The sequence below is a fragment of the Streptomyces sp. NPDC005899 genome (assembly GCF_040629645.1).
Classification (GTDB): domain Bacteria; phylum Actinomycetota; class Actinomycetes; order Streptomycetales; family Streptomycetaceae; genus Streptomyces.
Genome location: NZ_JBEXWB010000211.1, coordinates 1 through 11,205, shown reverse-complemented (window position 1 = coordinate 11,205; position 11,205 = coordinate 1). Strand labels below are relative to the sequence as shown.

Genomic DNA, 11,205 nt, shown 5'->3' with positions numbered 1-11,205 from the left:
CGCGGGGCGGGCGGGTGGGGTTCCAGGGCGGGCCCGCGCGCGGAGGCCGGAAATCGCCCCTCCCGCGGGCGATGAGTTCCGCCCGGCCCGGCCGTCTACCGTGCACAAGCGCTCGCACACGGCGCCACGAGACGCGTGAAGCGCCCGGACGGAAGAGTGGAACGATCATGCCTCAGCCTCAGATGATCTTCGTGAACCTGCCGGTCAAGGACCTGGAGACGACGAAGAACTTCTTCTCGAAGCTCGGCTTCGGCTTCAACCCCCAGTTCAGTGACGACTCGACGGCCTGTCTGGTCATCAGCGACACGATTTTCGCCATGCTCATCAGCGAGCCGCGCTTCAAGGACTTCACCAAGAAGGAGATCGCGGACGCCTCCCGGACCACCGAGGTCCTCCTCGCGCTCAGCGCGGAGAGCCGGGAGGAGGTCGACGAGATGGCCGACACCGCGCTCGCCAACGGCGGCTCGCCCGCCAACGACCCGATGGACGAGGGCTTCATGTACGGCCGCTCCTTCCAGGACCCCGACCACCACATCTGGGAGGTCGTCTGGATGGATCCGGCGGCGGTCGAGGGCGGCGGCCGGGCCTGACGCCCCGGCGGGGCGGCGGCGCACGGCCGCTGCCGCGGCGCTGGCCCGGCCGCCGGGACGCTCAGCGGCGGAACGGGCCGGTGACCTCGTAGGTGATGCCGCCGGAGGAACTGCCACTCGTCCCGCGCTGCGAGGAGAAGTAGAGCCGCGTGCCGTCCGGCGAGAAGGCCGGACCGGTGATCTCCGAACCGGACTGGCCGTTGATCCGGAGGAACGGCGCGACGGTGCCGCCGGGCGTGATCAGGCAGATCTCCATGTTCCCGCCGTCCTCGGCCACGTACAGGTCGCCCGAGGCGGACCTGGTGACGTTGTCGACCCCGGTGAGCGGGGCGGCGCCGCCGGTGACCAGCGAGTCGTCGTACACGAGCGAGAGGGAGGAGGCGTTCGCGTCGTACGCCCACACCCGGTTGTCGCCCTTCGTGGTGAACCAGCAGGTGCCCGCCGCGTAGAAGCACCCCTCGCCGCCGTTGAACACCTTGGCGCCGGAGACCTGGTAGCGGGTCTCGGTCGGAGAACCGTCCGGGTCGGGCACGGTCGTCCAGGTGACGGCGCCCGAGGTGCCGGAGCCCGCCACGAGCACCTGGAGGGTGCCGGAGGAGAGGTCGCCCCACGTGGCCGGGCGGAAGCGGTAGAAGCGGCCGTCCGTCTCGTCCTCGGTCAGGTAGACGTAGCCGTGGTCGGGGTCGGCGGCCGCCGCCTCGTGCTTGAAGCGGCCGAGCGCCGGGCGACGCACCGCGGCGTCGACACCCTGCGGATCGGTCTCGTACACGTACCCGCGGGTGACCTCCTCGCAGGAGAGCCAGGTGTTCCACGGGGTCCGGCCGCCCGCACAGTTGTTGTTCGTGCCGGACAGGATCCGGTAGGCCGACGTGACGGTCCCGGAGGCGTCGAAGCGCAGCGCGCTCGCTCCGCCACCGCTGCCCGAGGAGACCTCGGCGTTGGAGACGTAGATCCAGCCGCCGCCGTCGGCGAACGTGGCGCCCCCGTCGGGGGCGCTGTGCCAGGTGTACGAGGTGCCGGGCACGGTGCGTCCCGAGCGGGCGACGACCCGGCTGGTGAAGCCGCTCGGCAGCAGGATGCCGTCGCTGTTGGCGGCCTGCGGCGCGCCGTAGGGCCCGGTGCCCGGTTGGGCCGGGGCGGCGAGGGCGGCACCCCGCCACAGGGTGCCGCCGAAGGCCGCCGCCGAGGCCCCGACCACCGATGTGCGCAAGAAGGTCCGACGTTCCACGATCACTCCACGGGTGTCGCGTGGCCCGCCGGCCCGGTCGGCCCGGCGGGTCGAACGACAGGACCGTAGAGGCACGCGGTGGACGGTGCGGCAACGGCCGGTGAACGGGGCGGGATCAGTCCGCGCGGACGGGGAAGACCGGGACGCTGACCTCGTCGTCGTCCAGGCAGACGCCCGTCTCCAGGTCGAAGCGCTGCTTCAGGAGCGGGGACGCGACGAACGGGCGGCCGCCCGAGGAACCGACCAGGCCGCGCGAGAGGACGTAGGCGCCCGTGAACGGGTCGCGGTTGTCGATCGCGTACGCCCGCCCGGCCCGGTCGACGAAGAGCGCGACCTGCCGGCCGTCCGGCAGGAGGGCGGCCACCCCGCGGCCCGGTGTCAGCAGCTCACGGTCGCAGACCGTCAGCCAGCCCGCTCCGTCCGACAGCTGGATCGTCCGCGTCTCCCGCGCCGTCTCGATCGTCTGGGTCGTCATCAGGAAGAGGTCCCTTCGAGGGTACGGATGGCGAGCACGGGCCCGGCGAGGATGTCCAGGTCGGGTTTGACCTGGTCGCGCTCCGGGACGAACTTCACCGAGGGGTCGGGTGCGTCGGGGGCGTTCACGAAGGTGACGAAGCGCCGCAGCCGCTCCGGGTCGTTGATGGTCTCGGCCCACTCGTCGCGGTAGCCGGCGACGTGGTCGGCCATGAGCCGTTCCAGCTCGTCGCAGAGCCCCAGCGAGTCGTGGACGACGACGTCCCGCACGTGCTCCAGGCCGCCCTCGATCCGGTCGAGCCACGTCGAGGTGCGCTCCAGGCGGTCGGCCGTGCGGATGTAGAACATCAGGAACCGGTCGATGAGGCGTACCAGTTCGGCGTCGGACAGGTCCTGGGCCAGCAGGTCCGCGTGGCGCGGGGTGGCGCCGCCGTTGCCACCCACGTACAGGTTCCAGCCCTGGGCGGTGGCGATGATCCCGAAGTCCTTGCCGCGGGCCTCGGCGCACTCCCGTGCGCAGCCCGATACGGCCGACTTCAGCTTGTGCGGGGCGCGCAGGCCGCGGTAACGCAGCTCCAGGTCGATGGCCATCCTGACGGAGTCCTGCACGCCGTAGCGGCACCAGGTCTGCCCCACGCAGGACTTGATCGTGCGCAGCGACTTCCCGTACGCGTGCCCCGATTCGAAGCCGGCGTCGACGAGGCGGGTCCAGATCAGCGGCAGCTGGTCGACGCGGGCGCCGAGCAGGTCGATCCGCTGAGCCCCGGTGATCTTCGTGTAGAGCCCGAAGTCCCGCGCCACCTGGCCGATCACGATCAGCTTCTCCGGGGTGATCTCACCGCCGGGGATGCGCGGCACGATGGAGTACGAGCCGTTGCGCTGGAGGTTGGCCAGGAAGTGGTCGTTGGTGTCCTGCAGCGCCGCCTGCTCACCGTCCAGGACGTAGCCGCTCGCGCCGACCGTCGGGGCGAGCGAGGCGATGATCGAGCCGACCGTGGGCTTGCAGACCTCGCAGCCGTCCCCGCCGCGGGCCGCCTCACGGCCGTGCGAGTCCAGCAGGTCCGCGTACGTCGTGACACCGAGGGTGCGGACGATCTCGTACAGCTCGCTGCGGGTGTACTCGAAACAGCCGCACATCCCCTGGTCCTCGGGCTGCGGCAGCAGCTGGCCGATGACCTTGACGCAGCTCCCGCAGCCGGTGCCGGCCTTGGTGCACTTCTTCACCTCCGGCAGCGTCGTGTGCTCGCAGATCGCGCCCTTGGTGACGTTGTGGCAGGAGCAGATCACGGCCTCGTCGGGGAGCGAGGACGGGCCGAGGGTGACGGGGCCGCCCGCACCGGCCGGCAGCACCAGCTGCTCCGGGGCGACGGGGAGCACCGTGCCGGTCATGGGCCGCAGCGTGCCGTACTGGTCGGCGTCGCCCACCAGGACACCGCCGAGGAGCGTGCCGTCCTGGCCGATCACCAGCTTCTTGTAGACGCCGGACCGGGAGTCCGCGTACACGACGTCGAGGCAGCCCTCGGCCGCGCCGTGCGCGTCGCCGAACGAGGCCACGTCCACACCGAGCAGCTTCAGCTTCGTGGAGAGGTCGGCGCCGGTGAAGGAGGCGGTGTTGCCCGCGATCACCTCGGCGACCGCCGACGCCATCTCGTAGCCCGGCGCCACCAGCCCGTACACCCGGCCGTCCGAGGCCAGCGCGCACTCCCCGATGGCGAAGACGTCCCTGTCGGAGGTGCGGCACTCCTCGTCGACGACGATGCCGCCGCGCGGGCCGACCGCGAGACCGCAGTCACGGGCCAGCTGGTCCCGGGGCCGTACGCCCGCGGAGAAGACCACGAGGTCGGTCTCGAGCGAGGAGCCGTCCGACAGCGCCATGCCGTTCACCCGGCCGTCCGCGCCCGCGGTGACCTCCTGGGTGCCGACACCCGTGTGCACGGAGAGGCCCATGTTCTCGATGGTGCGCAGCAGCGCCGCGCCGCCCCCCTCGTCGACCTGGACCGGCATGAGCCGGGGGGCGAACTCCACGACGTGCGTGTCGAGCCCGAGCCCCTTCAGCGCCCCCGCGGCCTCCAGGCCGAGCAGCCCGCCGCCGACGACCGCGCCGGTCGTCGCCGTCTTCGCGTACTCCTCGATCGCCAGGAGGTCCTCGATGGTGCGGTAGACGAAACACCCCTCGGAGTCCTTGCCGGGCACGGGCGGCACGAAGGGGTACGAGCCGGTGGCCAGCACCAGGGTGTCGTAGGAGAAGGTCTCCCCGGAGCGCGCGGTGACCGTGCGCGCCGTACGGTCGATGCTCTCCGCGGGGTCGCCGACGCGCAGCTCGATGCCGTGCCGTGCCATGAAGCCCGGCTCGACGAGCGAGAGGTCCTCCGGCGTCCGCCCGGAGAAGTACGAGGTCAGCTGCACCCGGTCGTAGGCGGGGCGGGGCTCCTCGCAGAGCACCACGACCCGCGCCGTGCCCGCGGCGGCGGTCAGGCCCCGGTCGGCGAGAGCCTCCAGGAACCGCTGGCCGACCATGCCGTGCCCGACGACCACGATCGTCGGCACGCCCGCGGTGAGGGCGGTCGGGGGAGTGGACACCGGCATCAGAAGCCTCCGTCGTTGGTGAGCAGGTGGAGCAGGGACGTGTCCGCGGGAAGGGGGTCGTCGTCCTGCCAGGTGCGGGCGAGGGTGCCGACCGCGGCGAGGTCGCCGAACAGCACCCCGCCCGCCAGCCGGTCGCCCCGGACGACGACCGTGCGGTACGCGCCCCGGGTGGCGTCCGCCAGCCGGATCACGTCGTCGCCGGGCATCGGGCGGGAGTCGCCGAAAGCGGCCAGGTCGAGAGCGCCGGACGGCCCGGCGGGGACCGGAGCGGCGGAGGCGGTAGGGGAGCGCAGCGTCAGGCGGGTCAGCGCCCGGGTGCCGCCGTACCGCGCGGGGCGCCCGGCCAGCACCTCGGCCAGCACGTCCGCCTGTTCCAGGGCCGCGCCCGCGAGCCCGTACACGGTGCCCCGGTGCTCGGCGCAGTCGCCAACCGCGTGGATGTACGGGTCCGAGGTGCGCAGCTCGTCGTCGACGACGACACCCTTGCCGACGTCCAGGCCGGCGGCCTGCGCCAGGCCGGTCCTGGGCCGGACCCCGCAGGCCAGGACCGTGATCTCGGCCGCCAGCTCGTATCCGTCGGCCAGCTCCACGGCCCGCACGGCCGGGGTGTCCCCGTCGGTGCAGCGCAGCCCGCGCACCCGGCACTCCGTGTGCACCTCGACGCCCAGTCCCTCCAGGTGGCCCCGCAGCATCCCGGCCGCCTCGGCGTCCAGCTGCCGTTCCATGAGGTGCTCGCCCTGCTGGGCCAGCACCACCTGGGCACCGCACTCGGCGAGCGCCCGCGCCGCCGAGACCCCGAGGAGACCGCCGCCGATGACGACCGCGCGTACGCCGGGGCGTGCGGCCGTCCGCAGCGCGAGGCAGTCGTCGAGGGTGCGGAAGGGGTGCACCCCGTCCGGGAGCGTGTGGCCGAGGCCGCGCAGCGGCGGCAGCACCGGGTTCGAGCCGGTCGCCAGCACGAGGTGCCCGTAGCCGACGACGCTGCCGTCGTCGCAGTGCACGACCCGGTCGGCCCGGTCGATGCGGACGGCCCGCACCCCGCGCCGCACCTCGGCGGGCGGCAGCGCGATGACGTCCGGCTCGTACCGGCCGGCCAGCACCTCGGCGAGGAGGACCCTGTTGTACGGCGCGTGCTCCTCCTCGCCGATGACGGTGACTCCGGGTACCCGGGCGGCGAGCCGCGCGCCCGCCATCCCGGCGCCGATCACCACCACACGCCCCGCGTTCCCGCTCTGTGTCCTCATGTCGAAGAGACTGCGGGGCCGGTGTTACCCGACCGCATCCCTCCTGTTTCCCGGGAGGAACCTTGCGCTCAGCACGCGCCCGTGTCCCCTGTGAGGGCCGTGGCGGCCGGCGGGAGGGAGCCGGTTAGGGTCGCGGACATGCCCGAGATATCGCTGACCACCCTTGTTCTCCTGTGCCTGGCCGCCGCCGCGGCCGGCTGGATCGACGCGGTGGTGGGCGGTGGTGGGCTCCTCCTGCTGCCCGCGCTGCTCCTGGGTCTGCCGCACGTTCCGGCCGCCCACGTCCTCGGCACCAACAAGGCGGTCGCCATCGTCGGCACCACGGGCGCCGCCGTCACCTACGTGCGCAGAGCGCCGGTCCAGGTGGGCACCGCGGTGCGGATCGGGCTGACGGCGCTGGCCGGGTCGATGACCGGTGCCTTCTTCGCCGCCGGGATCAGCAGTGACGTGCTCCGCCCGGTGATCATGGTGGTGCTGCTCGGCGTCGCGGCGTTCGTGGTGCTGCGGCCGTCCTTCGGTACGGCGGTGGCGGCCGGTGACGGGACGGACCGGAAGGTGACCCGGGCCCGCACGATCACCGCCGTCGTGCTGTGCGGTGGCGGTATCGGCTTCTACGACGGGCTGTTCGGCCCGGGCACCGGCACGTTCCTCGTCCTGGCGCTGACCGCCGTGCTCCACCTCGACCTGGTCACCGCGTCCGCCAACGCCAAGATCGTCAACGTGTGCACCAACGCCGGCGCGCTGGCGATGTTCGCCTACCAGGGCACCGTGCTGTGGCAGCTCGCCGCGCTCATGGCCGTGTTCAACCTGGCGGGCGGGATGGCCGGCGCGCACATGGCCATCAGGAAGGGCAGCGGCTTCGTCCGGGGGGTGCTGCTCGTCGTGGTCTTCTCGCTCGTCGCCAAGCTCGGTTTCGACCAGTGGACGGCCTGATCACCGCTCCCCGGTGAGGTGGGCGAAGACCACCACGTTGCCCAGGTAGCCGGTCCGCCGGCTGTAGCCGCCCCCGCAGGTGATGAGGCGCAGGGAGGCGTGTTCCGAGGCGCCGTAGACCTTCCGGTCGGGGAAGTCCTCGTTGCCGTACACCTCGACCGCGTCGACGGCGAAGACCGCGGTGCTGCCGTCCACCCGGTCGACCTCGACGCGGTCGCCCTTCCGGAGGGAGCCGAGGGAGTAGAAGACGGACGGCCCCTCGTCGTTGTCGACGTGACCGGCGACGACCGCGGTGCCCTTCGCCCCCGGTGGGGTGCCCTCGCCGTACCAGCCGGCGAGGTGGCGGTCGCGGGCGGGCGGTACCTCCAGGCTGCCGTCCGCGTTCAGCCCCAGCCGCATCAGGGGCGCGTCCACACCGATGCGCGGGACGCGGACGCGGGCCGGTTCGGCGGGCGGGAGGGGGGCGGCGACACGGGCGCCCGGGCGGGGGCGGGGGCCCGCGTCGAAGGCCTCGGCCTTGACCGGCTGAGGCGGCACGGTCCGGGTGGCCATCCCGTTCTGCACCAGCCAGAGTCCGCACAGCACGGCGATGCCCAGCAGCCAGAACCTGGCCCGCAGGGCCGTCCTCGTCCCGTTCACGGTGCCGTCGCGACCGCTGCCCGTCAGCTGTCCTGGGCGCCGTGCGCGCGGCGGCGCAGGAGCCAGGCCCCGGCCAGGGCGGCCGCGCCCAGCACCCCGGCGCCGGCGGCGACGCGGCCGGGGTCCGGGCCGACGCTTCCGCCGACGCCCGTGCCGACGTGCCCGGAGGGCCGGTCCGGCCACGCCTCGGACGAGGCGGTGGGTGCGGGCCGCACCCCGGGCCCGGCTTCGGTCGCGGCCCCGGTCCCCGGTTCCGCCTCCGGCTCGGGCGCGGCACCCTCCTCCAGCTCGGTGTCCGGCTTCGGCCAGGCGGTGGAGCCCGCCGAGGAGGCGCCCGAGAGGAGGGAGGGGGCGGTGGTGACCTCCAGGTCCCCGGCCGCCTCCTTGCCGTCGTCGCAGAAGACCCCGACGGCGTACGTCCCCGGCGCGGCCTGCGCCGGGACGGTGAACCTGCCGGTCGCCCCCTGGCCGGAGGCGCCGGGTTCCACCTCGAACTCCCCGGCCTCCAGCTCGGCCGCGTCGCCGAAGCCGGCCTCGCCGTCGCCGCAGGCGGTGGTCGTCACGGTGACCGCGGCACCCGGCACGGCCGCCGCCGGAGCGAACTCCAGCCGGCCGGAGTCGTCCGCGGAGGCGGACGGGGCGGCGGTGGCGAGGCCGAGCACGGCGGCGGTGAGGGCCGCGGTGGCGGTACCGGTCACGAGGCGGGCAGGGCTGCGCATGGGAATCCTCCGGGCAGACGGATGTGTCCTGCCTCCGACCTAACGGGCGGCCACGGGTCGCGGCCTGCTGACACGCAGTCAGTTTTCACCCGTCCGGGCGTTCGTCCCGCCCCGGCTGCCGCGGTGCGGCGCAGGTCGCGGCGGTGTCCCCGGCCATGCGGGTCACCAGGTGCCGATCGGGTGAGCCCACCCCCTGAAAGGTGACGCGCATCACATGTGTGCTCCGGGTGTGACCGGGCACACGCATCTCAACCCCCCCCCATGGGAACGGCATCCCCCGCCGGCCCACGGAAACCGCCCTCGCCGGCCCTCCCCCCTCGGGCCCGGTGAGGGCGGTCTCATGCTCCGCCGGTGGCGGACCACGCGATGTCCGGCGGGCGCACCCGGGCGCACCGCGGCTGCCCCTTCCCGTCGCTCAGCCGCAGCCGCGCGGTGAGGTGGCCGGTCAGCGCGGCGGCCCCGAGCACCTCCGGGTCGATGTCGCCGATCATCAGCTTGGCGCGCCGGAACATGGTGAACACGCCGGCCTCGTCCACGGTGCCCCAGGACAGGTAGACGAAGCGCCCGCCGAGCCGGTCCTGGATGTGCGGGCCGGTGACCTCGACGCCGTCCGGGCCGTGCGTCACCGAGCAGTCGAGGGTCCACGAGGCGCGGGGCGCGTCTCCCGGAAACGGGGTGAGCAGCTCGCCCGGACGGTCCTTGCGCTGCACACCCACGTGGATGTTGCCGAAACCGGCGAAGTCGGTGCCGGGCGGGCAGGTGCGGCCCGGGAGGTCTGAACCTTCGATGTGGATCTGCATGCGCCCATGGTCCTTCACGCGGGGTGGGCGGGGAGGTGCCGGACCGGGTCCGCCGGGGCTTCGTCGTACACCCGCTCCAGCAGTGCCATCAGCTCCTCGTCCACCTCGAAGACCGTGTCGTCGATCCGGTGCACGGGTGCGATCCCCAGTGAGCTGGTGACGAAGGCCGCCCGGTACGCGCCCAGGCCGTCCAGCGTCACGGGCCGCCGGGCGGACGGCCGGTCCGTCCCGGCGAGACCGCGCTCCAGGAGCGCCATGGTGACGCCGGTGAGCGCCGGGGCGTCGGGCCACACCACCGTGGTGCCGGACAGGAAGCCGACGTTGGTGACGGCGCCCTCGGTCACCACCCCGCCCGGCAGGGTCAGCAGCGCCTCGTCGAACCCCGACCGCGCCGCCGACCGGCCGTAGTACAACTGGCCGAACTCGCCGGCGCGCTTGATGTGCGGCACGGCGCGCGCGTACGGGACGGACATCAGGCCCTTCGGTGCCGCGTCCGACCGCGCCGGGGCCCGCACGGTGACCATGACCGTCGTGTCCGTGTCGCCCGGCGGCATGAAGGCGTACACGCGGACCGAGGCGTCCCGTACCCCGGCGCCGTCGAGTGCGTGGGCGATGGCCTCCCGCACCCGGCCCCCTTCCAGGGGCAGGCCGAACAGGTCCCGGTTCGCGGAGTCCAGCCGGTCCAGATGCAGGGGGAGACCGCGCACCGCGCGGTCCCTGACCTGCATCGCCGTGAAGTGGCCGTACCCGGCGAACGCCGGGATCCGCAGGTCTCCGGCGGTCGCCGGACGGCCGTCGAACTCGACGTACAGCTCGGACGGGGCAGTGGTCATGGGCCCCACGCTACGGCCTGCCGCTCCGCGCCCGGCGGGCGCCTCGGGTGGGCGGAGTTGACCTCAACCATGGTTGAGGCGCGAGTGTGCGGCTCATGGACATCACCGCATCCGCTCCGGCCGCATCCGCCTCCATCGCATCCGCTCCCACCACAGCCGTAGCCACCCCCTCCGCCCGCCCGCTCAAAGTGGCCGCCATCCTCGGCAGCGACCGCGAGGGGCGGTTCGGTCCCGTGATCGCCGACTGGTTCCTCGACCGGGCGTCCGGCCACCCGGACATCGACGTCGAACTGATCGACGTGGCACGGCCCGGCTCCGCCTCCGCCCGGCTGACCCGGGCCGACGCCTTCGTCGTGCTGACGCCCGAGTACAACCACTCGTTCCCGGCCCCGCTCAAGCGCCTCATCGACGCGCACTTCACCGAATGGCAGGCCAAGCCCGTCGCCTTCGTCTCGTACGGGGGAGTCTCGGGCGGTCTGCGCGCCGTCGAACAGCTGCGCCTCGTCTTCGCCGAACTGCACGCCGTCTCGATGCGCGACACCGTCTCCTTCCACCACGCGGGCGCCCTCTTCGACGACCGGGGCCGGCCCAAGGACCCGGCACCCTCCGAGGCGGCGGCCAGGACGATGCTCGACCGACTCGTGTGGTGGGGCCGTACCCTGCGCGAGGCCCGGGAGCGGCACCCGTACGGCGGCTGACCCGGTGCGGGGCCGACAATCGGGGAGCACGCGCGTACACCCGGACGACCGAGGAGGCCCCGCATGACGGAAACGGCATGGCTGACCGTACGGACGACGACGGACGGCGAGGAGAAGGCCCAGATGCTGGCCCGGGGCGCCGTGGAGGCTCGGCTCGCCGCCTGCGCCCAGATCTCCGCTCCGGTCCGCTCCGTCTACCGGTGGCAGAACGCCGTCGAGACGACCGAGGAGTGGGAGGTGCTGTTCAAGACGACCGCACAGCGCTACGACGAACTGGAGGCCCATCTCGTGGCGGCGCACGACTACGACACCCCGGAGATCATCGCGACACCCGTCGTGCGCGGCAGCGCCCGCTACCTCGCCTGGGTGACGGCGCAGACGGCGCCGCCGGCGGCCCTGTGACGGGGCGCGGCGACCCGGTCTCCACCCCCGGCTCCCGGGCCGGCCCGGGAGCCATCACC

At 73.6% G+C, this 11,205-nt stretch carries 12 protein-coding genes; 4 read left to right on the top strand and 8 right to left on the bottom strand.

The annotated features are described in order from the left end of the window. Window positions 1-167: 167 nt before the first annotated feature. Window positions 168-590 (top strand): VOC family protein, encoded by a 423-nt coding sequence (locus ABZ371_RS21725; protein WP_358682169.1) that lies wholly within the window; start codon window positions 168-170, stop codon window positions 588-590. A 61-nt stretch (window positions 591-651) separates the two neighbouring features. Here ABZ371_RS21725 and ABZ371_RS21720 read toward each other — a convergent pair whose 3' ends face one another. The 4 genes from ABZ371_RS21720 to ABZ371_RS21705 all read right to left on the bottom strand — a co-directional run bounded on the left by ABZ371_RS21720 (window position 652) and on the right by ABZ371_RS21705 (window position 6,122). Continuing rightward, the gene (locus tag ABZ371_RS21720; RefSeq protein ID WP_358682166.1) at window positions 652-1,818 is read right to left on the bottom strand and encodes an alkaline phosphatase PhoX; all 1,167 of its coding nucleotides are present in this window, start codon (window positions 1,816-1,818) and stop codon (window positions 652-654) included. A gap of 115 nt (window positions 1,819-1,933) precedes the next feature. Beyond that, entirely contained in the window at window positions 1,934-2,293 is a 360-nt protein-coding gene (gene nirD, locus ABZ371_RS21715) for a nitrite reductase small subunit NirD (protein WP_358682163.1), read from the bottom strand. Then, window positions 2,293-4,878: a nitrite reductase large subunit NirB gene (gene nirB / locus ABZ371_RS21710; RefSeq protein ID WP_358682160.1), complete on the bottom strand. Its 2,586-nt coding sequence runs from the start codon at window positions 4,876-4,878 to the stop codon at window positions 2,293-2,295. Before nirB ends, nirD begins: the two co-directional genes overlap by 1 nt. Next, a complete protein-coding gene (locus ABZ371_RS21705) occupies window positions 4,878-6,122 on the bottom strand; it encodes an FAD-dependent oxidoreductase (protein WP_358682157.1) in 1,245 nt (414 codons plus the stop codon). The genes nirB and ABZ371_RS21705 overlap by 1 nt, the downstream gene beginning before the upstream one ends. Before the next feature lie 138 nt (window positions 6,123-6,260). On the opposite strand from ABZ371_RS21705, the gene ABZ371_RS21700 reads away from it, so the two are divergent. Then, complete coding sequence (locus tag ABZ371_RS21700) at window positions 6,261-7,055, top strand: TSUP family transporter (RefSeq protein WP_358682154.1); 795 nt, start codon at window positions 6,261-6,263, stop codon at window positions 7,053-7,055. Here ABZ371_RS21700 and ABZ371_RS21695 read toward each other — a convergent pair whose 3' ends face one another. From ABZ371_RS21695 to ABZ371_RS21680, 4 genes are all read right to left on the bottom strand, one after another. Further along, complete coding sequence (locus ABZ371_RS21695) at window positions 7,056-7,694, bottom strand: class F sortase (RefSeq protein ID WP_358682151.1); 639 nt, start codon at window positions 7,692-7,694, stop codon at window positions 7,056-7,058. Between the two features lie 23 nt (window positions 7,695-7,717). Further along, window positions 7,718-8,413: a hypothetical protein gene (locus ABZ371_RS21690; RefSeq protein WP_358682148.1), complete on the bottom strand. Its 696-nt coding sequence runs from the start codon at window positions 8,411-8,413 to the stop codon at window positions 7,718-7,720. Between the two features lie 338 nt (window positions 8,414-8,751). Next, complete coding sequence (locus tag ABZ371_RS21685) at window positions 8,752-9,213, bottom strand: DUF5990 family protein (protein ID WP_358682145.1); 462 nt, start codon at window positions 9,211-9,213, stop codon at window positions 8,752-8,754. A gap of 14 nt (window positions 9,214-9,227) precedes the next feature. Then, on the bottom strand, window positions 9,228-10,046 hold the full coding sequence (locus tag ABZ371_RS21680; protein ID WP_358682142.1) for an aminotransferase class IV: 819 nt from the start codon (window positions 10,044-10,046) through the stop codon (window positions 9,228-9,230). 95 nt (window positions 10,047-10,141) lie between these two features. Here ABZ371_RS21680 and ABZ371_RS21675 point away from each other — a divergent pair, with 95 nt between their 5' ends. Further along, window positions 10,142-10,744 (top strand): NAD(P)H-dependent oxidoreductase, encoded by a 603-nt coding sequence (locus ABZ371_RS21675; protein ID WP_358682140.1) that lies wholly within the window; start codon window positions 10,142-10,144, stop codon window positions 10,742-10,744. A gap of 63 nt (window positions 10,745-10,807) precedes the next feature. After that, a complete protein-coding gene (gene cutA / locus ABZ371_RS21670; protein ID WP_358682137.1) occupies window positions 10,808-11,146 on the top strand; it encodes a divalent-cation tolerance protein CutA in 339 nt (112 codons plus the stop codon). Window positions 11,147-11,205 lie beyond the last annotated feature (59 nt).